General features: G+C 68.7%; 23 protein-coding genes. 9 read left to right on the top strand and 14 right to left on the bottom strand.

Going from position 1 to position 22,778, the window contains the following annotated elements; translation table 11 throughout:
• Positions 1–203: 203 nt before the first annotated feature.
• From WS57_RS12780 to WS57_RS12765, 4 genes are read right to left on the bottom strand one after another with little or no spacing between them, the layout of a single operon-like run.
• Positions 204–926, bottom strand: a complete 723-nt coding sequence (locus WS57_RS12780) for an SDR family NAD(P)-dependent oxidoreductase (RefSeq protein ID WP_059516346.1) — start codon at positions 924–926, stop codon at positions 204–206.
• Positions 904–2,025 carry a 2,3-butanediol dehydrogenase gene (locus WS57_RS12775; protein ID WP_009689227.1) on the bottom strand — a complete coding sequence of 374 codons (1,122 nt, stop codon included), beginning with the start codon at positions 2,023–2,025 and terminating at the stop codon, positions 904–906. The genes WS57_RS12780 and WS57_RS12775 overlap by 23 nt, the downstream gene beginning before the upstream one ends.
• 1 nt (position 2,026) lies before the next feature.
• Positions 2,027–3,331 carry an MFS transporter gene (locus WS57_RS12770; RefSeq protein WP_009689226.1) on the bottom strand — a complete coding sequence of 435 codons (1,305 nt, stop codon included), beginning with the start codon at positions 3,329–3,331 and terminating at the stop codon, positions 2,027–2,029.
• 18 nt (positions 3,332–3,349) lie between these two features.
• Complete coding sequence (locus tag WS57_RS12765; protein WP_009689225.1) at positions 3,350–3,883, bottom strand: 2,4'-dihydroxyacetophenone dioxygenase family protein; 534 nt, start codon at positions 3,881–3,883, stop codon at positions 3,350–3,352.
• Between the two features lie 176 nt (positions 3,884–4,059).
• Between WS57_RS12765 and WS57_RS12760 the strand changes: the two genes are divergently transcribed.
• Positions 4,060–5,040 (top strand): helix-turn-helix domain-containing protein, encoded by a 981-nt coding sequence (locus tag WS57_RS12760; protein ID WP_069244297.1) that lies wholly within the window; start codon positions 4,060–4,062, stop codon positions 5,038–5,040.
• 40 nt (positions 5,041–5,080) lie between these two features.
• Here WS57_RS12760 and WS57_RS12755 read toward each other — a convergent pair whose 3' ends face one another.
• The 4 genes from WS57_RS12755 to WS57_RS12740 all read right to left on the bottom strand — a co-directional run bounded on the left by WS57_RS12755 (position 5,081) and on the right by WS57_RS12740 (position 10,150).
• Positions 5,081–6,646, bottom strand: coding sequence for a GMC family oxidoreductase (locus WS57_RS12755; RefSeq protein ID WP_069244296.1), 1,566 nt, complete (start codon positions 6,644–6,646; stop codon positions 5,081–5,083).
• 187 nt (positions 6,647–6,833) lie between these two features.
• Entirely contained in the window at positions 6,834–7,802 is a 969-nt protein-coding gene (locus WS57_RS12750) for a helix-turn-helix domain-containing protein (RefSeq protein WP_059516387.1), read from the bottom strand.
• A 419-nt stretch (positions 7,803–8,221) separates the two neighbouring features.
• Positions 8,222–9,166, bottom strand: a complete 945-nt coding sequence (locus WS57_RS12745) for an aldo/keto reductase (protein WP_009690654.1) — start codon at positions 9,164–9,166, stop codon at positions 8,222–8,224.
• 363 nt (positions 9,167–9,529) lie between these two features.
• On the bottom strand, positions 9,530–10,150 hold the full coding sequence (locus WS57_RS12740) for a LysE/ArgO family amino acid transporter (protein ID WP_069244295.1): 621 nt from the start codon (positions 10,148–10,150) through the stop codon (positions 9,530–9,532).
• Between the two features lie 101 nt (positions 10,151–10,251).
• On the opposite strand from WS57_RS12740, the gene WS57_RS12735 reads away from it, so the two are divergent.
• On the top strand, positions 10,252–11,145 hold the full coding sequence (locus WS57_RS12735) for a LysR family transcriptional regulator ArgP (protein ID WP_069244294.1): 894 nt from the start codon (positions 10,252–10,254) through the stop codon (positions 11,143–11,145).
• A 60-nt stretch (positions 11,146–11,205) separates the two neighbouring features.
• Here the strand turns inward: WS57_RS12735 and fnr are convergent, their stop codons facing one another.
• From fnr to WS57_RS12720, 3 genes are all read right to left on the bottom strand, one after another.
• Positions 11,206–11,952: a fumarate/nitrate reduction transcriptional regulator Fnr gene (fnr, locus tag WS57_RS12730; RefSeq protein ID WP_040130702.1), complete on the bottom strand. Its 747-nt coding sequence runs from the start codon at positions 11,950–11,952 to the stop codon at positions 11,206–11,208.
• A gap of 191 nt (positions 11,953–12,143) precedes the next feature.
• On the bottom strand, positions 12,144–12,611 hold the full coding sequence (locus tag WS57_RS12725; RefSeq protein WP_040130701.1) for a universal stress protein: 468 nt from the start codon (positions 12,609–12,611) through the stop codon (positions 12,144–12,146).
• Between the two features lie 564 nt (positions 12,612–13,175).
• On the bottom strand, positions 13,176–13,586 hold the full coding sequence (locus tag WS57_RS12720; protein WP_059604385.1) for a DUF3005 domain-containing protein: 411 nt from the start codon (positions 13,584–13,586) through the stop codon (positions 13,176–13,178).
• A gap of 275 nt (positions 13,587–13,861) precedes the next feature.
• Between WS57_RS12720 and WS57_RS12715 the strand changes: the two genes are divergently transcribed.
• Together WS57_RS12715 and epsC are read left to right on the top strand one after the other, a co-directional pair.
• The gene (locus WS57_RS12715) at positions 13,862–14,095 is read left to right on the top strand and encodes a hypothetical protein (protein ID WP_040130699.1); all 234 of its coding nucleotides are present in this window, start codon (positions 13,862–13,864) and stop codon (positions 14,093–14,095) included.
• Between the two features lie 138 nt (positions 14,096–14,233).
• Positions 14,234–15,154, top strand: coding sequence for a serine O-acetyltransferase EpsC (epsC, locus tag WS57_RS12710; protein ID WP_059477476.1), 921 nt, complete (start codon positions 14,234–14,236; stop codon positions 15,152–15,154).
• 25 nt (positions 15,155–15,179) lie between these two features.
• Here the strand turns inward: epsC and WS57_RS12705 are convergent, their stop codons facing one another.
• The 3 genes from WS57_RS12705 to WS57_RS12695 form a co-directional block, all read right to left on the bottom strand.
• Positions 15,180–15,983: an SDR family oxidoreductase gene (locus WS57_RS12705; protein WP_059516341.1), complete on the bottom strand. Its 804-nt coding sequence runs from the start codon at positions 15,981–15,983 to the stop codon at positions 15,180–15,182.
• Positions 15,984–16,613 carry a GTP cyclohydrolase I FolE gene (gene folE, locus WS57_RS12700; protein WP_009690664.1) on the bottom strand — a complete coding sequence of 210 codons (630 nt, stop codon included), beginning with the start codon at positions 16,611–16,613 and terminating at the stop codon, positions 15,984–15,986.
• 98 nt (positions 16,614–16,711) lie between these two features.
• A complete protein-coding gene (locus WS57_RS12695; RefSeq protein ID WP_009690665.1) occupies positions 16,712–17,638 on the bottom strand; it encodes a LysR family transcriptional regulator in 927 nt (308 codons plus the stop codon).
• 116 nt (positions 17,639–17,754) lie between these two features.
• Between WS57_RS12695 and pobA the strand changes: the two genes are divergently transcribed.
• The 5 genes from pobA to pcaD all read left to right on the top strand — a co-directional run bounded on the left by pobA (position 17,755) and on the right by pcaD (position 22,769).
• Positions 17,755–18,987, top strand: coding sequence for a 4-hydroxybenzoate 3-monooxygenase (pobA, locus tag WS57_RS12690; RefSeq protein WP_009690666.1), 1,233 nt, complete (start codon positions 17,755–17,757; stop codon positions 18,985–18,987).
• Positions 18,988–19,129: 142 nt separating this feature from the next.
• Positions 19,130–19,846 carry a 3-oxoacid CoA-transferase subunit A gene (locus WS57_RS12685; protein WP_009690667.1) on the top strand — a complete coding sequence of 239 codons (717 nt, stop codon included), beginning with the start codon at positions 19,130–19,132 and terminating at the stop codon, positions 19,844–19,846.
• Positions 19,847–19,869: 23 nt separating this feature from the next.
• A complete protein-coding gene (locus tag WS57_RS12680) occupies positions 19,870–20,523 on the top strand; it encodes a CoA transferase subunit B (protein ID WP_009690668.1) in 654 nt (217 codons plus the stop codon).
• 87 nt (positions 20,524–20,610) lie between these two features.
• The gene (locus WS57_RS12675; RefSeq protein WP_069244293.1) at positions 20,611–21,984 is read left to right on the top strand and encodes a 3-carboxy-cis,cis-muconate cycloisomerase; all 1,374 of its coding nucleotides are present in this window, start codon (positions 20,611–20,613) and stop codon (positions 21,982–21,984) included.
• Positions 21,984–22,769, top strand: a complete 786-nt coding sequence (gene pcaD, locus WS57_RS12670) for a 3-oxoadipate enol-lactonase (protein ID WP_009688281.1) — start codon at positions 21,984–21,986, stop codon at positions 22,767–22,769. Before WS57_RS12675 ends, pcaD begins: the two co-directional genes overlap by 1 nt.
• Positions 22,770–22,778 lie beyond the last annotated feature (9 nt).

Genomic DNA, 22,778 nt, shown 5'->3' with positions numbered 1-22,778 from the left:
CGCAGGCCGTCAGCGCGAGAAGCGTCTTTTTCGTCGTCTCCAAGATATGTCTCCTGTCTGTCCGATCAGATCGGATTTCTAATTGGATTACTAATTATTTGGTCGGTTGTTCCGTATGGATCCGTTCGGTTCGATCGAATCCGGAGGGAATCGCCTGCGTGCCGGCGCATCGGCGGGCTGCCGATACGCCGATACGCCGCGCGCTAGACCGTCGAATAGCCGCCGTCGACCGGCACGATCGCGCCGGTGACGAACGATGCGCCGGGCGAGCACAGGAACAGGATGACTTCCGCGACTTCGTCGGTCGTGCCCCAGCGCCCGAGCGGCGTGCGATCGAGGATCCGGCGCGACGCCTGCGCGTCGGCCATCAGTCCGCTGCTGAGCGGCGTGTCGATCCAGCCGGGCGCGACCGCGTTGACGCGGATGCCGCGATCGGCCCACGCCTGCGCGAGCGAGCGCGTGAGCTGCGCGACGCCGCCCTTGCTCGCGCTGTACGCGGGCCGGTCCTTGCTGCCGAAGTACGTGTACATCGACGCGATGTTGACGATCGAGCCGCCGTTGACCGACAGCGCGGGTCGTGCGGCATCGGATGCACGCATCACCGACGTCAGGTTCACGTTCAGCACGCGTTCGAACTGGTCCATCAGGTATTCGTCCGCGTGCCGGCTGATGCCGACGCCGTTGACGAGCACGTCGAGACGCGGCAGTGCGGCGATCGTGTGCGTCAGCGCATCGCTGTCGGTCACGTCCAGCTCGACGTTGCGGATGGCGTCGTGCACGGGCGCATGCGGGCCGGCGGCGTCGAGCCCGAGCGTGACGACCGACGCGCCCGCCTGCGCGAAACGCAGCGCGGTGCGCGCGCCGATGCCCGACGTGCCGCCCGTCACGACGACGCTCTTGCCTTCAAACACCGACGGCTGGCTCATGCTCGATGCTCCCTGTGACGTGTGTGCGCCGGGCGGGCCCGAGCGCGGGGGAAACCAGGATCTTGATCTGCGCGCGATCCGCGAGCAGCGCGTCGAAGCCGTCCGCGACCGCGTCCTCGAGCGACACGGTGCGCGTGACGATCGACGTGAGGTCGAGCGCGCCCGACGCGACGAGGCGCAGCAGATCCTCGTATGCATGCCGGTAGCCGACGCTTGCCGTGAACGTCAGTTCGTCGTTGACCGCGCGGAATGCATCGAAGCTGGCATGCGGCATCAAGCCGACCATCACGACGCGGCCGCCCTTGCGCAGTGCGTGCATTGCCGCTTCGAACGTGGACGGCAGTCCGGCCGCCTCGAAACTGGCGTCGACGCCGAGCCCGCCGGTGGCCGCGTGAATCGCGTCGCGCAGCGCGGGCGGGTCGAACGCGCGGGCGTCGAACACGTGCGTCGCGCCGAAGCGCGTGGCTGCCGCAAGACGTTCGGGCGACACGTCGACGGCGGCGATCGTCGTCGCGCCCTGCAGCTTCGCGAGCATGATCAGCAACAGGCCGATCGGCCCGAGCCCGAACACCGCGCAGGTGTCGCCGAGCCGCAGTTCGCCGCGCCGCAGCGCATGCAGCGCGACGGCGGCCGGTTCCATCACCGCGGCTTGTTCGAGGCTGACGCCGTCGGGCAGCCGATGCAGCATGTAGGCGGGCACGACCGCGAAGTCGGCCATCCCGCCGTCGCCCATCAGTCCGGCGAAGCCCATCGACACGCACAGGTTGTACGACCCGGCGCGGCAGTACGCGCATCGACGGCAGCGATACTCGGGCTCGATCGCGACGCGGTCGCCGGCGCGCAGCGCGGTGACGTTCGCGCCGGTTTCGACCACGGTGCCGCAGAACTCGTGGCCGAGCGTCAGCGGCGCGGTGCGGCCCGACAGCGGATGCGGCGCATCGACCGGGATCGCATGCGGGCCGTCCGCGTACTCATGCAGATCGCTGCCGCAGATTCCGCAATACGCGACCGCGATGCGGACCTCGTCGGGCCCGACGCGCGGCGTGTCGATCTCGACGAGGCGCACGTCGCGCGCGCCATGCCATTGAAGTGCGCGCATCTCAGCGTCCTCCGAGGTTGGGCGTGTCGAGACGGTTCGCGGCGGCGCCGGCGAGCGCACGCCTGCGCAGCACGGCCGGCGCGGTTTCGACGAGACCGAACGACAGCACGCATGCGAGCACCGCGCCGGCCGCCGACATCCACATCGCAAACGACAGTCCGTAGCGATCGGCCGCGACGCCGGCGACGGTCGGCGCAACGAAGCCGCCGATCAGCTCGCCGGCGCCCATGATCAGGCCGAGCGCGCTCGCGATCGAGCGCGGGGGCACCGTCTCGGCCGGAATCGTCGCCATGAACAGCGTGAAGCAGCCGAGGCCGGTGTAGGTCGCGAACACGAGCGTGCCGAGCGCCCACAGCGAACTCGCATGGATCATCACGACCGGGCAGGCGGCCGCGACGAGCGCGAACACGATCATCGTCGGCTTGCGGCCGATGCGGTCGGAGATCGCGGGCACCGCGAAGCCCCAGAACACCCATGCGGCGCCAAGGCAGGTCATCACGACGCCCATGTCCGACGCGGACAGGTGGCGGCTGCTGACCAGGAACGTCGGCGCGAACGAGATGACCACGACGAACCACGTGAGGAAGAAGCAGCTGATCAGCACGCACAGCAGGATGTTGCGTTCCTTCAGCAGCGCCCAGCGGCTGACGGCCGCGCCGCCCGCGGCCGGCGCGCCGTCGCCGTGGGCCTGCGCATGCCGTGCGCCGCCGGGCGGCACTTCGCGCACCCAGCGCCAGATGCAGAACGCGATCGCGAAGCCGGGCAGGCACGACACGTAGAACGCTTCGCGCCAGCCGTATGCGGTCGCGATGCCGATCACGACCGGCGGGCCGATCATCGCGCCGAGCAGGCCGGCGGCGGAGCCCTGCAGCAGGCCCATGTTCAGCCCGCGGCGGCTCGGCGTCGAACTCTCGACCATCAGCGACTGCGACAGCGGCAGCACCGGGCCTTCGGCGATGCCCATCAGCGCGCGGAACGCGATCAGGCTCGCGAAGCCGCCGACGAGCCCCGACAGCGCCGAGCAGACCGAGAAGCCGAGCACCGCCGCGATCAGCAGCGGCTTGCGTGTGCCGCGCGCATCGGACCACGCGCCGGTCGCGGCGCCCGACAGCGCCCAGGTCAGCGCGAGCGCGGACGACACCATGCCGAGCTGCGCGTTGGTCAGGTGCAGCTCGGCCGACATGAACGGGAACAGGAACGACAGCGCGAGGCGGTCGAAGAACACGAAGCCGAACGTCATGAACAGGATCAATAGCAGCCTGTTCTCGTACGTCCACGCCGACTTCCGGGAAGGGGAGGATGTCATGGATGGCCTCGTCGCGCGTCAACGGAACAGTTTCTCGACCGCCTGTGCACCGAGGCCCACTTTCTCGTAGTGGGCCTTGCACATCGCGATGTACGAATGCACGTCGAAGTAGCCGTCGGGATTGCCGGCCTCGTCGAGCCAGATCAGCGGCCCCTTGACGATGAAGAACGCGCGCATCGGCTCCGGGTGATCGAACGCGACGAGCGTATGGCCTTCGCCCGGCGTCTCGTACACGAAGTCGCCGCGCGTCGCGGTCCACTCGTGCTCGAGGTAGCCCCATTTCCCGGAGATCGTGTACGCGAATACTTCGTGCGGGTGGTAGTGACGGTTCACGAGCCCCGCCTGCTTCGCCATCAGGATGTCGCACCATTTGTTCTGCGTCGGCGAGATCCACAGCGGCCGCGACGAAACCGTTTCGGTGAACGGAACGTAGTATCGCTCGTCCTCGGTGACCGCATTCGCGATGTAGACTTCCGGCAGCGCATCGGGCTTGAACGGATTGGCAATCGGCGCGATGTTTTGCCAGAATTCGGTGACGGCTTGGTCGACCACGGTTTGTCTCCTTTGTGTGCAGATGTCGTGGGCTCGACTTTAGCCGGCCGGTACTCACCGCTCTTGACTGGGCGGGACGAATTGCTTGATCGGTTCGGACATTGCTCCGCACCATTTTCGAGACGAACCATCCCCAATCGTGCCGCTGCGCACGACAGGCGCCCGCAGGAGGCGACGTGACGAATTCGACCGTTCTTTCATGCACGCACGGCTCGACCGCCGACGTGCCGGCGCGCGACCGGATGGCGTACTGGGATGCGTTCAACGCGGCGACGCTGGTCGGCCTGCGCTGTTCGTCGCTGTCGCCGGCGGGGCTCGAGGTCACGAAGACCGACCTGGCGCTGCCGGGCCTCGGGATCGCCGACATTCGCGGGCAGGACCATGTGATCGAGCGCAGTCCGGCGCTCGTGCGCCAGTTGCCGAAGGAAGCGCTGTTCGCGTGCCAGATCGTCAGCGGACGCGCGTATTTCATCCAGCACGACCGCTGCCTGCTGGCGGAAGCCGGCGACATCGTCGTCTACGACACGCGCGTCCCCTATCTTTTCGGATTCCTGACGCCGATGCGGCAGCTGTTGATCGACATCCCGATCGCGATGATCGACCGCCGGCTCGAAGCGGAACTGGCGTTGCTGCCGCTGAAGATCTCGCCGCGGCCCGGTGCGGGCGAGATGCTCGGCACCACGCTGCGCGCGAGTGTCGAGCGCTTCATGAAGACGCCCGTCGAGGGCGACGCGGCGCGCTTCTCCGAGTGCACGCGCACGCTGGTCGCGGAACTGATCGACGCCGAGGTGAACGGCGTGCGCGCCTCGCGCACGTCGCTGTCGTATCTGCTGACCGCGAAGCAGTACATCGCGACCCATCTCGGCGAGCCGGAACTCGGGCCGCAGGCCGTCGCCGATGCGGTCGGGCTGTCGCTGCGCCACCTGAGCCGGCTGTTTGCCGCCGAGGGCGAGTCGGTCACGCAGCACATCTGGTCGGAACGGCTGCTGCATGCTTACCGCGAGCTGACGGATGCGCGCCTGCGCAAGACCAGCGTCGGCGAGATCGCGTTCCGCTGGGGATTTTCGAGCCAGGCGCATTTCAGCCGCGCGATTCGCGACCGGTATGGCGCGTCGCCGATGGCGCTGCGCGACGCGGCGCGCACGACCGACCGCTGAGGCCGGCGCGGCGGCGCGTGCCGTGCGCGCCTTTTGCGCGTCAGTCCGTCAGCATGAAGTCCGCGCAGCGCTCCGCGATCATGATCGTCGGCGCGTTCGTGTTGCCCGACACGATGCGCGGCATCACCGACGCATCGCAGATCCGCAGCCCATCGACGCCGCGCACCGCGAGACGCGGCGTGACGACCGCCTGCGCGTCGCTGCCCATCCGGCAGGTGCCGGCCGGGTGGTAGACGGTCTTTGCACGCTGCCGCACGTAGTCGGCCAGCGTCGCGTCCGACAGCGTTTCCGCTTCCCGCACGAGACGGGCGAGCGACGGCGCGCGGATGATGCGCCGCGCGAGCGCGACGCCGCGCACGAGCCCGTCGACATCGGCCGGATCCGACAGCGCGCCGCTGTCGAAGCGAATCGGCGCGGCGGGGTCGCGGCTGCGCAGCTGCATCGCGCCGCGCGAGCGCGGCCGCAGCAGGCACGGGTTGATCGACAGGCCGTGGCCCGGCAGCGGCGCGCGGTCGACGTCGCCGACCAGCGTCGGCAGCACGTGGAACTGGATGTCGGGCCGGCCGTCGCCCGTCGTGTCGACGAACGCGCCCGACTCGACGACGTTCGACGTCAGCAGGCCGGTGCGGCACAGCATCCATTGCAGGCCGTGGCGCAGCGCCGCCAGCCCGCGGTCCTGGCCGAGCAGGCTGATCGGCGCATGGCTGTAGCCGTAGATCGACACTTCGAGGTGGTCCTGGTAGTTCGCGCCGACTTCGGGGCTGTCGTGCAGCACGTCGATGTCGAGCGCGTTCAGGTGCGCGCCGGGCCCGATGCCCGACAGCATCAGCAGCTTCGGCGTGCTCAACGCGCCGGCTGCGAGCACGAGGTCCGAGCGCGCGGCTGCCGCGCCCGTCGCGCCGGTGCCGCTGCGCCATTCGACGCCGCACGCGCGCCGTCCGTCGAAGCGCACGCGCGTGACGCGGCAGCCGGTCAGCACGCGCAGGTTCGGCCGGTCGAGCACGTCGGCGAGATAGGTGGCTGCGGTGCTGCCGCGCCGTCCGTCGAAGATCGTCGTATGGTAGAAGCCGACGCCCTGCTGCGCGGCGCCGTTGAAGTCGTCGTTGTACGCGAGGCCGGTTTCCTGCGCGGCCTTCACGAACGCGAGGCTCAGCGGGTGCCGGAAGCGCGTGTCGCCGACCTTCAGCGGCCCGTCGGTGCCGTGGAACGGCTCGGACAGCCGCACGTGCGATTCGGCGCGCTTGAAGACCGGCAGCACGTCGTTCCATCCCCAGCCGGCACAGCCGAGCGCGGTCCATTCGTCGTAGTCGTCGCGCGTGCCGCGCACGTACAGCATCGCGTTGACCGAGCTGCCGCCGCCCAGCGTGCGGCCCTGCGGCACATAGGTCCGGCGTCCGGCGGCGCCGGCCTGCGGCTCGCTTTCGAAGGTGACCGTGCGCGCGGTGCCGAGCACGCGGATGAACGTCGCCGGAATCCTGATGAACAGGCTGTCGTCCTTCGGCCCGTCCTCGAGCAGCAGCACGCGCCTGCCGGCCTTCACCAGTCGATGCGCGATCGTGCAACCGGCCGAACCGCCGCCCACGACGATATGGTCGTACGTCTCCATCCCGCTTTTTCTCCTTGCTGTGTCGGGCGGCGGAACGTGTGCCGCCGCGCAAGGCGCCAGATTAGCGAGCGGGCCGTGGCCCGGTTTGACCGGCACGGCCGTCGTGCTTGCCTCGCGCGGACACGCAGCGGCCCGGCGCAGCGAATGGCGCACGTCCTGTCCGCTCAATGACGCGGGCGAACCGACGTTATCGCGTCATGCCCGGTGCGCGCGTCTCGCTCGGCGTTTCGCCGAAGCGGGCGCGGTAGCTGCGGCTGAAGTGCGCGCTGTTGTTGAAGCCCCAGCGGAACGCGATTTCGCTGACCGTCAGGTGTTTCAGCGACCGGTCGCGCAGGTCCGCGCGACAGCGCTCGAGACGCCGCGCGAGGATGTAGCGCGTGAGCGGCATTCCCTCGATCTCGAAGATGCGCGCGAGCTGGCGCGGCGACAGGTGGATCGCGCGGCTCACCGCGTGGCAGTCGAGCGCATCGTCGTCGAGACGGCTTTCGATGAACGCCTTGGCCCGCGACAGCGTATGGACGGTCGACTTCGTCGGCGATACATCGCCGTCGCGCAGGCGCAGCATCGACCGCAGGAGATCGAGCACGGCTGCGGCGCGCCGTTCGCGCGCGTCGTGCGCCGGCGAATGCGGCTCGGCGAGCAATGCATAGACCTGGCGCGCGGCCCACGACGTGACGCCGTCGTCGCGATCGATCTTGACCGCGCCGCGATAGCGCCACGGGCCGACGCGCGCCTCGAACACGTCGCGCGGCACGTCGAGCACGGTCATCGCCATGTCGGCGGGAAAGCCGTGGCCGTACGGCATCGACGTGTCGTAGAGCACGATGTCGCCGGGCGCGTGCTGCATGCACTCGACGTCCTGGAATGTATAGCCTTGTCCCGCGTGCATCAGGCAGACGAACACCGCGTCGCGCTGGTCCGCATGGATGTTGTGCGGCGTGCGCACGACCGCGTGCCGGTTCGCGACGATGTCGCATGCGCTGAACAGCGCGAGGTCGCGCTTGCGCAGGGTCGCGTCGATGCCGTCCGACGATTTGCCGCTGCACTCGATGCGCACGAGCGAGCGTGCGACGTGGTCGACCCAGAAGTCGACGCGCTCGTGGCCGCGCACGGCGCGCGTCGAGATCGTGACGATCCCGGTGCTGGTGTCCGGCATGACGTTCTCCCAATGACGCCCGAGCGGCGCAGTCTCGGCGACGTCGAAGGCCGCGGTCAATCCGTGAAACACCGGGGCGCGGCGAAAGCCTTGCCGGGCGGGGCGTTGCGGCCGGCGACCGGGGCGATGTCCGTGTCGGGCAAAAGAAGCGGCCGTGCCGGTCAAATCGCGAATGCGATTTCGGGTTAAGGGCCGTGTTCGCCGATCGCGCGCTTGCGGCGGCTCGTGCTGCAAGTGACGTTCAAGTCGGGAGAACGCGCGTGACTGACGTGAAGATCCCGAATGCTCGATTCGGCGTGCGCGTTGCGATGCGCGCGCCTTCGCCGCCATCGCATCGCTGGTACACCGCGTCACGCGGGCCGGGCGGCGGAACCGCGCGACGGCGCGATATTCCTACGACCCGCCCGCATGCACGCAGCTCAAGCGGCGCTGGCTTCGTCGATTTTCCGGATGTCGTCCTGATCGAGCTGTACGCGAATCGCGTCGCCGAGCAGCGCGAGTTGCGCAAGCGACGTCGCGCTGGCGATCGGTGCGGTGATCGTCGGCCGCGCGATCTGCCATGCGAGCGCGATCGCGGCCGGCTGCGTGCCGTGCTTGTCGGCGACGGCGTCGAGCGCCGCGAGTATGCGCAGGCCGCGATCGTTCAGATAGCCGGCGACGCGATCGCCGCGCACGCTCTTCTTCAGGTCGGCTTCGCTGCGGTACTTGCCCGACAGGAAGCCGCTCGCGAGCGCGTAGTAGTTGACGACGCCGAGCTTCAGGTCGCGCACCACCGGTTCGAGATCGCGTTCGTATTCCGCGCGGTTGATCAGGTTGTATTCGGGCTGGATGACCTGGTACGCGGGCAGGCCGTCGCGCCGGCTGATCTCGGCGGCTTCGCGCAGGCGCGCGCCGCTGTAGTTCGACGCGCCGATGATGCGCACCTTGCCCGCGTCGATCAGCGTCCGATACGCGCCGAGCGTTTCCTCGAGCGGCGTGTCGGCGAGGTCGCGGTGCGAGAAGTACAGGTCGATATGGTCGGTCTGCAGGCGGCGCAGCGAATCGTCGACCGCGTTCAGGATGTTGTCCTTCGACAGGCCGGCGCGCGCGCCGAGCATCCCGACCTTGGTCGCGATCACGACCTGATCGCGCTTGCCGGAGCGCTTGAGCCACTTGCCGATGATCGTTTCCGATTCGCCGCCGCTGTTGCCGGGCACCCACGCCGAATAGACGTCGGCCGTGTCGATGAAGTTGATGCCGGTGTCGGCGAGCGCGTCGAGCAGCGAGAACGAGGTGTTCTCGTCGGCGGTCCAGCCGAACACGTTGCCGCCGAATGCGAGCGGCGATACCTGGATGTCCGACGTACCGAGTGTGCGTAATGCCATCTTTCTCTCCGATGTGGGTGTCACGGATTGAACTGCGGAATTGACGGTGTCGATCGCGACGACGCGGCAGTGCGTGCAGAGCAGGTTCGCCGGCGTCGCGGGAACCCGAACATTGTCCCTGATCGGTGCGATTCGTGCAGGCCGTGAAATGCCGCGATAACGGAGGGATTGGATCGCACGGCAGACGAGTCGTCCGCTATCCGTCATCCGGTGCGGCCGGATTCGATCGGGAGCGGATTTCGCGACGGATGCGTGCTGCTGCGGTAATGCGCAGCGGGGTCGGAAAAGCCGGGAAAAGACGGGAAAGCCCCGCGCGACGAGCGGGGCCGAATCGGATGACGGCCGGCGGATGCGGCCCGTGCGTTATCGCAGCTGCACTGCCGCGAGAAACAGCACCATGCTGCCGATCGCGCCGTCGAGCACGCGCCATGCGACGGCCTTGCGGAACCACGGCGCGAGCAGTCGCGCGCCGTAGCCGAGCCCGACGAACCAGACGACGCTGACCGTCATCGCGCCGATCGCGAACGCGGCGCGCGATCCTTCCGGCTCGCGCGCGCCGGCCGTGCCGATCAGCAGGAACGTATCGAGATACACGTGCGGGTTGAGCCACGTGAACGCGAGCGTCATCAGCACGATCGCGAGCCCGCTCTGCGGCGGCGGCGCGACCGCATCGCCGCGCACGTCAAGCGTTTCGTGGCCCGGCTTGAACGCGCGGCGCAGCGCATTGATGCCGAACCATGCGAGATATGCGAGACCGACATACAGCACCGCGTGGACGAAGGTCGGGTAGCGTTCGACGAGCACCGAGGCGCCGCCGACGCCGGCGCCGATCAGGATCATGTCGGACAGTGCGCACAGCAGCACGATCTTGCCGACGTGCGAGCGCATGATGCCCTGCCGGAGCACGAACGCGTTCTGCGCGCCGATGGTGACGATGAGCGAAGCGCACAGCGCGACGCCGTGGGAAAAAGCGAGCCAGTTCATGGTGGATGACAGCAGTGGACGGATGGATCGGGTAGCGCTAGTCTGCGGGCATCGGCGAAATAAGAGAAGCTAAATCGCCTAATGTCGATTAAGGAAATCTAATGCTCGACTATGCATTGCTCGATGCGCTCGCGGCGGTGATCCGGCACGGTTCGTTCGAACGGGCCGCCAAGGAGCTGAACGTCACGCCGTCGGCCGTGTCGCAGCGCGTGAAACTGCTCGAGGAACGCGTCGGCAGCGTGCTCGTCAAGCGCGGCCAGCCGTGTGTCGCGACGCCGTCGGGCGCGCTGCTGTGCCGGCACACCGAACGCGTGCAGTTGCTCGAAGCCGAGCTGTCCGGCCGGATGCCGGCGTTGCACGGGCCGCTCGCGTCCGGGTGGCCGACCTTGCGCGTGGCCGTCAACGACGACAGCGTCGCGACGTGGTTCATCGACGCGGTGGCGCCGTTCTGCGCGGAGCGCGAGACGCTGCTCGACCTCGTGATCGACGACCAGGACTACACGGCCGCGCGCATCCGCGACGGCAGCGTGCAGGGCGCGGTGACCGCGCAGGCGGAGCCGATCCAGGGCTGCCGCTCGACGCGGCTCGGGCGCATCCGTTATCGCGCGGTGTGCTCGCCCGCGTTTCACGCGCGCTATTTCGCGGCGGGCATCACGCGCGATGCGCTGCGCCGCGCGCCGTGCGTGATGTTCAATCCGAAGGACGGGCTGCAGGCGCGCTTCATCCGGCGCGTGACGCGCGCGGATCTCGATCCGCCGCAGCACTGGATCCCGCATGTCGCCGGTTATCTGCGCGCGTGCGAAACGGGGCTCGGATGGGGAATGTGCCCGGACCGGATGGTCGATCGCCAGCTGGCGGCGGGGGAACTGGTCGACATGTCGGCCGGGCGGACCGTCGACATCGAGCTCTACTGGCAGAGCTGGCGCCTGTCGATCGGCTGGCTCGACGATTTCAGCGCGGCGCTCAAGGCGCGCGCCGCGCTGTTTCTGGATTGACGGGCCCGACGGACGCGGGCCCGGCGGCGGTCGCGCATGTTGCGCGCGCCGCGTGCGGGATCAGACGTGGTGAAGGCCGTCGAAGTCGACGATCTGCACGTGACGGCCCTGCATTTCGATCAGGCCGCGCTTCTGGAATTTCGACAGCGTGCGGCTGACCGTTTCGAGCGTCATGCCGAGGTAGCTGCCGATGTCTTCGCGCGTCATGCGCAGGTTGAATTCGGACGGCGAATAGCCACGCTTCAGGTAGCGCGACGACACGTCGAGCAGGAAGGCGGCGACGCGCTCCTCGGCGTTCAGCGAGCCGAGCAGCATCGTCTGCGACGTTTCGCGCACGATCTGTTCGCTCATCAGCTTGTGCATGCGCAGCTGCATCGAGCCGGCCTCCGAGCACAGCGTTTTCAGCGCGGCGTACGGAATCACGCACACGGAGCTGTCTTCGAGCGCGATCGCGGTGCGCGGATGGGTGTCGTCGCAGATGCCGTCGAGGCCGAGCGCTTCACCCGCGAGGTGCAGGCCCGTGACCTGTTCGCGACCGTCGTGGCGCGTCGCGACCGTCTTCAGCGAACCGGAGCGCACCGCGTACAGGTTGTCGAACGCGTCGCCTTCGCGGAACAGCGCTTCGCCGCGCTTCACCGGCCGCGCCGCGCAGATGACGGATTCGAGGCGGCTGAGCGCTTCGGGCGCGAGGCCCTGGGGCATGCACAGGTGCCGCATGGCGCACGTCGAGCAGTGCGCGGCCTGACGAGGTGCCCAGCTCGCGGCGTGAGACGTGGCGGCGGGGCGTGTGGCGACGGGCGTCAGCATGATCGTTTACTCCGGCGTTGAATCGACGGAATCATTGTCCCACCGCAAGTTGCGACTGTCGGGTGACAAAACGTCGCGACCGGTTGCACTGCCGCGCGCACGCTTGCGCAGCCCGCGCATGCGGGCGCACCGATGCATGCGCGGCATGCGCACGCCGGTGACGGGGCGATGCGGCGGCAGCGCCCACCCGTTCAGCTCGCCGCTTCGTCCGTGTGCGCGGCTGCGGGAATCAGCAGCACCGGCAGCGATGCGTGGCGCACGCACTGCTCGGCGATGCTGCCCAGCACGAGGCGACGGAAGCCGCGACGGCCGTGCGTGCCGAGCACGAGCAGATCGGCGCCGAATGCCTTCGCGCCTTCGAGGATCAGCGACGACACGTCGTTGAGCGACGACGCCTCGCTCGTCAGCGTCTGGCCCTTCACGCCGGCCGCCTGCATCTGCGCCGCGAAGTCCTTCGCGAGATCGTTGCCCTGCGCGAGCAGCTGGTCGCGCAGCACGGACGGATCGTAGCCCGGCACGTTGTAGTAGATCGCGGCGTTCTCGACGACGTAGAGCGCCTGCAGCTCCGCGCCGTGCGACTTCGCGAGCGCGAGCGCGGCATCGAATGCGTGGCGGGACGTGTCGCTGCCGTCGACGGCAACCAGAATACGCTTGTACATAGTGTCTCCGAGAGGCGGATTGAACGGAAGTCGGCCGGATGGCCGATCGAGCTGCGCGTTGCTGCGACGCAGAGTAAACCAATGCCCGGGACTTTGCAGTGCGGCGTCCGCTGCATCGCTTGCCGCGAGCGGGATCGGCGCCGCACGGGCACGTCGGCGTGCATCGCGATGACGTCGGTTGCTGCGATGCGCGCCGGTCGAGGCACGGTCGTCGTGCGCGGCGCGCACCCCACGCGACGCGCGACAGGCTGCATCGCCGCAACGAGGTGGACCGTCGAACCGGCGAAACGGTGCGGGCGGCGTACCGACGGACGGAACGACTTCATCGCGAACGGCCGAACGGGCAACGCGATGCCGCGCGCGGCGGCGCGACGCAAGCACGGCACCGACCGTACCGCCATTGAATCGCAACCGCGTCGCCGCGACCTGATCTCGATCAACGTCGGCACGCAGGCGCTACCCGCAGGCCGAGGCAAACGACCGATTCAAACGCCGCGCCGATCTTCGGCGACGCGTGCGCGCGCCGGCGCCCACGCCCGCGCACGCACGCACCGCCGCCGCGCGCTACCGCGGCACCGGCGTCAGCTCGATCACGCGCCCGGGTCGCCGGCTGTGGCCGGGCCAGTGCGTGCTGCCGTACATCCGGTGCACGGCGCCGGACAGTTCGTCGCCGATCGGCGGCGGCGCGTCGAAGCCCTTCTCGACCAGCATGTAGCCCGCGCGCAGCGCGAACGCCGGATGATTGCCGCCGGGGCGGCTGTCGAAGCCGGCAAAGCCGTCGCCGGCCTCCGGCATCGCGTTGACGAGCGACGCGTTGCTGCGCGTGATCTCGTCGGGCGAGATCGGCCCGCCGCCGGCAAGGCGCGCCGCCTCGCGGTTCTTGCCGTCGGTGTCGACCGTGCTGTCGTGCGTGTCGTCGTTGTCGAGCTCGATGCTGCGCGGACGGGCGGGCGGCTTCGGGGCAGACGGTTCCATCGCGACTCTCCTGGCGGCGAAGCGCTCCGGATCAAGCAAATCCCGTTCCGGGCACGACGGGAAAAGGCGCGCGGGCGATCGCCGCGGTCGCGCGGCGCGCGCTGATTTGTCATGATTTATTTCAGCTAGAAGACGCGTTTTCTACAGAGTATGATTCGTTTCTTGCGAAGCGGCGACAGGGGATGCGATCTCGCCGTCTCTGCCCGCATCGGGGCGCCAGCACCCTCAAAGACGGGTAGTGAACAACAAAGCAAGGGACTAGAGGTGGCGTATTCATGCAAGCGACTACTGCCTTCACGCATCGCGGCTATCTGTTGAACTGCGCGCCCGCGCGCGCCAGCGACGGTTCGTTCAAACCCTATGTCGTGATCTCCCGGTCGAGCGACGGAGAACTGGTGGCGAACCGGTTCTTCCCGTCCGAGCTCCAGTTCAACGACGAAGGCGCCGCGATCGCGCATGCGCGCGACTGGGCGGTGCGCTGGATCGACGCCAGCAGTATCACGATCTGACGCCGCCGCGCGCCCCGTCGCGTCGGCCGTCCGGCCGATGGCCCGCGCGCCGCTTTCGGACGAAAAACGCGGTAATCTTGTCGAACCCGTCACTTTATTTGCGGCCGAGCGATGCGGCGCGGCCGCCTGCATGGACCTATGTCGACATCACCCGCCCGTCAGTGGGGCCTCGAAGAAATCGTCGCCGGCTTGCGCGAGTCGCGCGAGGAGCGCCATCGCACGCGCCATCCGCGCGGCATCCGTGAACTGCCGTCCCGCGACGCGATCTGCAAGATCGTGACCGGCCTGCGCGCGTCGATGTTTCCGACGCATTACGGCGCGCCGGACCTGACAGATGAAAGCGTCGACTACTACGTCGGCCATACGCTCGAAAGCACGCTGCGGATCCTGTCCGAGCAGATTCGCCGTGCGCTGCCGTTCCTGCCCGAGCATGCGGATACGCCGCCCGCCGCGCTCGACGAGCGCGCGTTCGAGATCGCGCGCGAGTTCGGCCGGCAATTGCCGGAGATCCGCGCCCTGCTCGTCAGCGATATCCAGGCCGCCTACGCGGGCGATCCGGCCGCGCAGCACATCACCGAAATCCTGCTGTGCTACCCAGGCGTGCTCGCGATGATGCACCATCGGCTCGCGCATGCGCTGCACCGGCTCGGCGTGCCGCTGCTCGCGCGCTTCATCAATGAAATCGCGCATTCGGCCACCGGCATCGACATCCATCCGGGCGCGCAGATCGGCCCGAGCTTCTTCATCGACCACGGCACCGGCGTCGTGATCGGCGAGACCGCGATCATCGGCGAGCGCGTGCGCGTGTACCAGGCCGTCACGCTCGGCGCGAAGAGTTTCCCGGCCGACGGCGACGGCGCGCTGGTGAAGGGCAATGCGCGCCATCCGATCGTCGAGGACGACGTCGTGATCTATGCGGGCGCGACGATTCTCGGTCGCGTGACGATCGGCCGCGGCTCGGTGATCGGCGGCAACGTGTGGCTCACGCACAGCGTGCCGCCCGGCACCAGCGTCGCGCAGGGCAAGGTGCGCGAAGGCGAGCGCGCCGAAAAGCCGTAACGCAAGGCGGGGGCGCGCGCCGGCGTCAGTGCTTGCCGGCCGGCGAGCGGTGCTTGTACAGCACGTCCTGGTCGACGCGGATCAGGTTCTGCCCCGCGTCGACGACGAAATCCACGCCGTTGTAGGCGCTGCCCGTCAGCAGCAGGATCGCGCTCGCGACGTCCTTCGGCCCGGCGATGCGCGCGAGCGGCGTCGACGCGCGGCTCGCGTGTTCGAAGTCGGCCTGCGTCTGGTCGTCGCTCGGCAGCATCAGCCCGGGGAACACCGCGTTCACGCGCAGCACCGGCGACGCCGACAGCGCGAGCATCTGCGTGAGATTGCCGAGCGCCGCCTTCGCGACCGTGTAGCTGAAATGGTCGCGGTGAAAGTTTTCCTTGATCTTCTGGTCGACCACGTTCACGACGACGCCCTGCGCGCCGGCCGCGCGGGCCCGCTCGTAGAACGCGCGCGTGAGCAGGATCGGCGCGCGGCAATTGACGGCCCAGGCCTGGTCGAACGCCGCGAGGTCGAAGCTCGGGAAGTGGTCCTGCCAGAACACCGATGCATTGTTGACCAGCACGTCGAGGCGGCCGAAGCGTGCGTAGACCTGGTCGATCAGCGCGGCGACCTGCGCGGCGTCGGACAGGTCGGCCTGCAGCGCGACAGAATCCGTTCCGCGTTCGGCGATCGCGCGGGCCGCGGCCTGCGCGGCGTCCGCCGAGCGATCGTAGTGCACCGCGGTGCGATAGCCGTGCGCGGCGAAATACTCGGCGAACGCGCGTCCGGCCCGGCGCGCGGCGCCGGTCACCAGCACGACGGGCGCGTGCGCCGCTTGCTTCGTCGACTCCATTTACGTATTCGTCAGGTTGACTGAAGAAGGGTTCGCGACGATCGACAGGAATTCGCGCCGCGTCGACGGGTCGGTGCGGAACGTGCCGAGCATCCGCGACGTGACCATCTCGACGCCCGGCTTGTGCACGCCGCGCGTCGAGATGCACTGGTGCGCGGCTTCGAGGATCACGCCGACGCCCTTCGGCTGCAGCACGTCGAACAGCGTGTCGGCGATCTGCACCGTCATCTTTTCCTGGATCTGCAGGCGCTTCGCGAACGCATCGACGAGGCGCGCGAGCTTCGAGATGCCGACGACGCGATGATTCGGCAGATACGCGACGTGCGCGCGGCCGATGATCGGCACCATGTGGTGTTCGCAGTAGCTCTCGAAGCGGATGTCCTTCAGCACGATCATCTCGTCGTAGCCGTCGACCTCGCTGAAGGTGCGCGCGAGGATGTCGCGCGGCTCGAGCGTATAGCCGGAGAAGAACTCCTCGTACGCACGCACGACGCGCGCCGGCGTATCGATCAGGCCTTCGCGCGCGGGATCGTCGCCCGCCCAGCGCAGCAGCACGCGGACGGCTTCCTCGGCTTCGTCGCGGCTCGGCCGGGATGCGACCGGCTCGGGCCGCCTGGTTTTCTTAGCCATGTATCAGCTCCATGCTCCATCGAATGCGGCCGCCCGGCGGCGGCGCGGAATCCGCGCATTGTTTCATGCTTTCGCCGGTCGTGCGTGCGGCCGCGCGCTCACTTCGGCCATTCGTCCTGTTCGTCGTTGAACAGCGACGCGACCACGCCGCGCAGCCACGCGGTGCGCGGATCGTTGTGGAACTTGCGGTGCCAGTGCTGCTTCAGGTCGAAGCGCGGCAGCGGCAGCGGCGGCTCGACGGGCACGATGAACGCGTGCTCGGCCGCATACGCATAGCCGATCGCATGCGGCACCGTCGCGATCAGGTCGGTGCGGCTCAGGATGAACGGCAGGCTCATGAAGTGCGGCGTCTCGAGCACCGCGCGGCGCTGCATGCGCTGCTTCGCGAGATATTTCTCGAGCACTTCCTGGCTGCGCCCTTCGGCGCGCACGACCGCGTGCCCGCAGCCGAGAAACTGCTCGACCGTAAACGGCGATGCCTGTTCGAACGGATGGCCGCGCCGCATCAGGCAGACGAACCGGTGCGTAAACAGGCGCTGCTGGAAGAAGTTGTTGCCGTCGAGATCGGGGAAGTAGCCGACCGCGAGATCGATCGTGCCCGCTTCGAGCCCGCGGCCGACTTCGTCGTGCGCGAGCGATACCGAGCGCAGGTTCGCATGCGGCGCCCGCGTCGCGAACGCCTGCAGCAGCTTCGGCAGGAACACGATCTCGCCGACGTCCGACAGCGCGATCGAGAACGTGTGCGTGCTCGCGGCCGGATCGAAGTCGTGCGGCGCGACGAGGCCGCGCTCGATCTGCGCGAGCGCGTCGCGCGCGGCCGGCAGCAGCGCCAGCGCGCGCGGCGTCGGCTCCATGCCGCGCGACGTGCGCACGAACAGCGGGTCGCCGAAATAGTCGCGCAGCCGGCCGAGCGCCGTGCTCACGCGCGGCTGGCTCACGCCGAGCAGGTCGCCGGCGCGGCTGACGTTGCGCGTGTCGTCGAGCGCGACGAGATAGGGAATGAGGTTCAGATCGAGGGCGTCCATCGTCGGACCAGTATCTTGGAAACGTATAGAACATATCTCCGGAATCGCGTTGCCGCATAGTCGGGAAAGCGCTCAAATGTGTTCCACGATTCGAATTAATGTTCTGGAGACGAACAATGCGTACTCAGGTCGCCATCATCGGCGCCGGGCCGTCCGGCCTGCTGCTTTCCCATCTGCTGCGCCTGCAGGGCGTCGATTCCATCCTCGTCGAAGCGCGCTCGCGCGAATACTGCGAGAACCGCATCCGCGCCGGCGTGCTGGAGCAGGGCACCGTCGACACGCTGAACGAGGCCGGCCTCGGCGAGCGGATGCGCCGCGAAGGGCTCGAACACCACGGCATCGAGCTGCTGTTCTCGGGGCAGCGTCACCGCATCGACCTGAGCGGCCTGACCGGCGGCCGCGCGATCACCGTCTACAGCCAGCACGAAGTCGTGCGCGACCTGATCGCGGCCGGCGTCGAGCATGGCCATCAGATGCACTTCGAAGTCAGCGGCGTTGCGCTGCACGATGTCGAGAGCGCGCATCCGTTCGTCACCTTCACGCATGCGGACGGCCGCGAGGACCGCATCGACTGCGACTACATCGCCGGCTGCGACGGCTTTCACGGCATCGCGCGGCAGACCATTCCGGCCGAGCGGCTGCGCACCTTCGAGCGCGTGTACCCGTTCGCGTGGCTCGGCATCCTGGCCGACGCGGCGCCGTCGCTCGACGAGCTCGTCTATGCACACCACGAACGCGGCTTCGCGCTGTTCTCCATGCGCTCGCCGACCGTCACGCGCCTCTATCTGCAGTGCAGGCCCGACGAGAACCTCGACGAATGGTCGGACGCGCGGGTCTGGGACGAACTGCATACGCGCTTCTCGAACGACACCGGCTGGACGCCGACCGAGGGCCGGATCACGCAGAAGAGCGTGACGCCGATGCGCAGCTTCGTGTCGGAGACGATGCAGTACGGGCGCCTGTTCCTTGCCGGCGACGCCGCCCACATCGTGCCGCCGACCGGCGCGAAGGGCATGAACCTCGCGGTCGCCGACGTCCGGGCACTGTCGCGTGCGCTCGGCGCCCGCTACCGGAGCGGCGACGCGACGCGGCTCGACGCGTATTCGGCGACCTGCCTCGAACGCGTGTGGCGCGCCGAGCATTTCTCGTACTTCATGACGAACATGCTGCACCCGTCCGCGGACGACACGCCGTTCGTGAACCGCCTGAAGCTCGCCGAACTGAAGTACGTGTCGCGCTCACGGGCCGCCGCGCAATCGCTCGCCGAGAACTACGTCGGGCTGCCGTTCGACGACGACGCATCCCCCGAGGCATCCCGCCTTGACAACGCCCTGAGCGCGACTCTATGATCGGCCCATCGTTCGCTAATCGAATCTGGGTTCGTGTAGCGAACAAATGCCGGGTCCGGATACGGTCCCGGCGCGGCACGCGGCACGCGCGTGTCCCCTCGACAGCCGCGCATCGTGCCGCGGGTACGTATCAGGAAGAGACATGGTCAACAAGATTTTCGAATCGCTTCAGTCGGCGGTCGCCGACGTTCACGACGGCGCGACGATCATGATCGGCGGCTTCGGCACGGCCGGCATGCCGTCCGAGCTGATCGACGCGCTGATCGAACAGGGCGCGCGCGACCTGACGATCGTCAACAACAACGCAGGCAACGGCGAGATCGGCCTTGCCGCGTTGCTCAAGGCGAAGCGGGTGCGCAAGATCATCTGCTCGTTCCCGCGCCAGAGCGACTCGCAGGTGTTCGACGGGCTGTACCGCGCGGGCGAGATCGAGCTGGAACTGGTGCCGCAGGGCAACCTCGCGGAGCGCATCCGCGCGGCGGGCGCCGGCATCGGCGGCTTCTTCACGCCGACCGGCTACGGCACGAAGCTCGCGGAAGGCAAGGAAACGCGCGTGATCGACGGCAAGCCGTACGTGTTCGAGACGCCGATCCATGCCGATTTCGCGCTCGTGAAGGCGTACAAGGGCGATCGCTGGGGCAATCTCGTGTATCGCAAGACCGCGCGCAACTTCGGGCCGATCATGGCCAGCGCCGCGAAGGTCGCGATCGTGCAGGTGTCGGAAGTCGTGCCGCTCGGCGCGCTGAACCCGGAACACATCGTGACGCCGGGCATCTTCGTGCAGCGCATCGTCGAGGTGCCGCAGGCCGCGCATGCGGCCGAGCTGGCCGCCGAACGTGCCGCGGCCCGCGCCGCCTGACCGCCTGCCTGAGGAGCATTCAAATGAAACGACTGACCCGCGATGAAATGGCCAAGCGCGTCGCCCAGGACATCCCCGAAGGCGCGTACGTGAACCTCGGCATCGGCGTGCCGACGCTGGTGGCGAACCACCTCGACCCGAGCAAGGAAATCTTCCTGCACAGCGAGAACGGCCTGCTCGGCATGGGCCCGGCGCCCGCGCCCGGCGAGGAAGACGACGAACTGATCAACGCCGGCAAGCAGCACGTGACGCTGCTGACGGGCGGCGCCTATTTCCACCACGCCGATTCGTTCGCGATGATGCGCGGCGGCCACCTTGACTACTGCGTGCTCGGTGCGTTCCAGGTGTCGGCGAACGGCGACCTCGCGAACTGGCACACCGGCGCGCCCGACGCGATTCCGGCGGTCGGCGGCGCGATGGATCTCGCGATCGGCGCGAAGCAGGTGTTCGTGATGATGGAGCACCTGACCAAGCAGGGCGAAAGCAAGATCGTCGCGCAGTGCTCGTATCCGGTGACGGGCGTGCAGTGCGTGAGCCGCATCTATACCGACCTGGCGGTGCTCGACGTGACGCGCGACGGCCTCGCGGTCGTCGAGATCTTCACCGACCTGTCGTTCGACGAACTGCAGAAGCTGACCGGCGTGCCGCTGATCGACGCGACGCGCAAGGCCGCCTGAACCCGCAAGCCGCCGGCGGCGCGCGTTCGGGCGCACGCCGGCGCGCTTCGGTGGACAATAGGCGCACCCGTTTCCCAACCTGATGCCATGCTCGAAGACAGCGCCCGCCTGACCTCCCTCATCTGCGGCACCGAGCCGCTCAACCGGATCTGGTCGCCCCGTGCCACCGTCCAGCGCATGCTCGACGTCGAGGCCGCGCTGGCGCGTGCGCTCGCCGCGCAGCAGGTGATTCCCGCCGCCGCCGTCGCACCGATCGAACGCGCGTGCGACGCCGGCCGGCTCGACGCCGACGCGCTCGCGCGCGACGCGGCGCTCGGCGGCAATCTCGCGATTCCGCTCGTCAAGCAGCTCACCTCGCAGGTGAAGACCGACGATCCCGAGGCCGCGAAGTTCGTCCACTGGGGCGCGACGAGCCAGGACATCATCGATACCGCGACCGTCCTTCAGCTGCGCGACACGCTCGACGTGCTCGAGCCGATGCTCGACGCCGCCTGCGCCTCGCTCGCGGCGCTCGCGCGCACGCATCGCGCAACGCCGATGATCGGTCGCACGTGGCTGCAGCAGGCGCTGCCGATCACGCTCGGCCTGAAATTCGCGCAGTGGCTCGACGCGCTGCTGCGTCATCGCGCGCGCTTCGCCGAATTGCGCGCGCGTGCGCTGGTGCTGCAGTTCGGCGGCGCGGCCGGCACGCTCGCGAGCCTGCGCGAGCACGCGCGCGGCGTGACGGACGCACTCGCCGCCGACCTGAAACTCGCCGCGCCGGCCGTGCCGTGGCACACGCAGCGCGACCGCATCGCGGAAGCCGCGTCGTGCTTCGGGATGCTGACGGGCACGCTCGGCAAGATCGCACGCGACGTGTCGCTGCAGATGCAGACCGAAGTCGGCGAGCTCGGCGAACCGGCCGCCGCCGGCAAGGGCGGCTCGTCGACGATGCCGCACAAGCGCAACCCGGTCGGCTGCGCGGCCGTGCTGACCGCCGCGGTGCGCGCACCCGGCCTCGTCGCGACCGTGTTCGCGGGGATGGTGCAGGAGCATGAGCGCGCGCTCGGCGGCTGGCAGGCCGAGTGGGACGCGCTGCCCGACCTCGCGCGGCTGACCGGCGGCGCGCTCGCGCAGATCGTGCAGATCGTCGCGGGCCTCGACGTGAATACCGCGCGGCTCGCCGCGAACCTCGACCTGACGCACGGGCTGATCCTCGGCGAAGCCGTGATGCTCGCGCTCGGCGACCGGATCGGCCGGCTCGATGCGCATCACGTCGTCGAACATGCGTCCAGGGAAGCGGTGCGCACCGGCGCGACGCTGTTCGACGTGCTCGCGGCCGATTCGACCGTTTCCGCCCACCTGTCGCGCGACGCGCTTGCACGTCTGCTCGATCCCGCACATTACGTCGGCGAGGCGCAGGCCTACGTCGATGCCGTGCTCGCGCTGCACGCGGGCACACCGACCCCAGGAGAACACTGATGCCCTTCGCCACTGTCAACGGCGTGAAACTGCATTACCGGATCGACCGTGCCGCGCGCGCCGACGCGCCGTGGCTCGTCTTCTCGAACTCGCTTGGCGCGGACCTGCAGATGTGGGCGCCGCAGATCCGCCCGTTCACGCAGCACTTCAACGTGCTGCGCTACGACACGCGCGGCCACGGCCATTCCGACGCGCCGGCCGGCTCGTACACGATCGACCAGCTCGCGGGCGACGTGATCGGCCTGCTCGACCACCTCGACATCGCGCGTGCGCATTTCTGCGGGATCTCGATGGGCGGGCTGACGGGCGCGGCACTGGCTGCGCGCTTCCCGTCGCGCATCGAGCGCGCGGTGCTCGCGAACACCGCCGCGAAGATCGGTTCGCCGGAAGTGTGGGCGCCGCGTGCGCAGAAGGCGCGTGCCGAAGGGATGGCCGCACTGGCCGACGCGGTGCTGCCGCGCTGGTTCACGGATGCGTTCGTCGGCCGCGAGCCGCGCCTGTTCGACGCGATCCGCGACACCTTCGTGCATACCGACAAGGACGGCTACGCGGCGAACTGCGACGCGCTGAACGCGGCCGACCTGCGCGAGGAAGTGAAGCGCATCGCGCTGCCGGTGCTGGTCGTGACGGGCGCGCACGACATGTCGACGCCGCCCGACCAGGGCCGCGCACTGGCCGCCGCGATTCCCGGCGCGCGCCACGTCGAATTCGACGCCGCGCATATTTCGAATATCGAGCGCACCGACGAATTCAATCGCGCGCTGCTCGAGTTCCTGACCGCGTGAGGCCCCGAC

This window comes from Burkholderia pseudomultivorans, from assembly GCF_001718415.1.
Taxonomy (GTDB): domain Bacteria; phylum Pseudomonadota; class Gammaproteobacteria; order Burkholderiales; family Burkholderiaceae; genus Burkholderia; species Burkholderia pseudomultivorans_A.
This window is presented reverse-complemented; position numbering and strand designations above follow the sequence as displayed.

Bases quoted from the DNA above. Each gene is read 5' to 3' on its own strand.
- WS57_RS12780 (WP_059516346.1), bottom strand. From the start codon at position 926: ATGAGCCAGCCGTCGGTGTTTGAAGGCAAGAGCGTCGTCGTGACGGGC.
- WS57_RS12775 (WP_009689227.1), bottom strand. From the start codon at position 2,025: ATGCGCGCACTTCAATGGCATGGCGCGCGCGACGTGCGCCTCGTCGAG.
- WS57_RS12770 (WP_009689226.1), bottom strand. From the start codon at position 3,331: ATGACATCCTCCCCTTCCCGGAAGTCGGCGTGGACGTACGAGAACAGG.
- WS57_RS12755 (WP_069244296.1), bottom strand. From the start codon at position 6,646: ATGGAGACGTACGACCATATCGTCGTGGGCGGCGGTTCGGCCGGTTGC.
- WS57_RS12750 (WP_059516387.1), bottom strand. From the start codon at position 7,802: ATGCCGGACACCAGCACCGGGATCGTCACGATCTCGACGCGCGCCGTG.
- WS57_RS12745 (WP_009690654.1), bottom strand. From the start codon at position 9,166: ATGGCATTACGCACACTCGGTACGTCGGACATCCAGGTATCGCCGCTC.
- WS57_RS12740 (WP_069244295.1), bottom strand. From the start codon at position 10,150: ATGAACTGGCTCGCTTTTTCCCACGGCGTCGCGCTGTGCGCTTCGCTC.
- WS57_RS12735 (WP_069244294.1), top strand. From the start codon at position 10,252: ATGCTCGACTATGCATTGCTCGATGCGCTCGCGGCGGTGATCCGGCAC.
- fnr (WP_040130702.1), bottom strand. From the start codon at position 11,952: ATGCTGACGCCCGTCGCCACACGCCCCGCCGCCACGTCTCACGCCGCG.
- WS57_RS12725 (WP_040130701.1), bottom strand. From the start codon at position 12,611: ATGTACAAGCGTATTCTGGTTGCCGTCGACGGCAGCGACACGTCCCGC.
- WS57_RS12720 (WP_059604385.1), bottom strand. From the start codon at position 13,586: ATGGAACCGTCTGCCCCGAAGCCGCCCGCCCGTCCGCGCAGCATCGAG.
- WS57_RS12715 (WP_040130699.1), top strand. From the start codon at position 13,862: ATGCAAGCGACTACTGCCTTCACGCATCGCGGCTATCTGTTGAACTGC.
- epsC (WP_059477476.1), top strand. From the start codon at position 14,234: ATGTCGACATCACCCGCCCGTCAGTGGGGCCTCGAAGAAATCGTCGCC.
- WS57_RS12705 (WP_059516341.1), bottom strand. From the start codon at position 15,983: ATGGAGTCGACGAAGCAAGCGGCGCACGCGCCCGTCGTGCTGGTGACC.
- folE (WP_009690664.1), bottom strand. From the start codon at position 16,613: ATGGCTAAGAAAACCAGGCGGCCCGAGCCGGTCGCATCCCGGCCGAGC.
- WS57_RS12695 (WP_009690665.1), bottom strand. From the start codon at position 17,638: ATGGACGCCCTCGATCTGAACCTCATTCCCTATCTCGTCGCGCTCGAC.
- pobA (WP_009690666.1), top strand. From the start codon at position 17,755: ATGCGTACTCAGGTCGCCATCATCGGCGCCGGGCCGTCCGGCCTGCTG.
- WS57_RS12685 (WP_009690667.1), top strand. From the start codon at position 19,130: ATGGTCAACAAGATTTTCGAATCGCTTCAGTCGGCGGTCGCCGACGTT.
- WS57_RS12680 (WP_009690668.1), top strand. From the start codon at position 19,870: ATGAAACGACTGACCCGCGATGAAATGGCCAAGCGCGTCGCCCAGGAC.
- WS57_RS12675 (WP_069244293.1), top strand. From the start codon at position 20,611: ATGCTCGAAGACAGCGCCCGCCTGACCTCCCTCATCTGCGGCACCGAG.
- pcaD (WP_009688281.1), top strand. From the start codon at position 21,984: ATGCCCTTCGCCACTGTCAACGGCGTGAAACTGCATTACCGGATCGAC.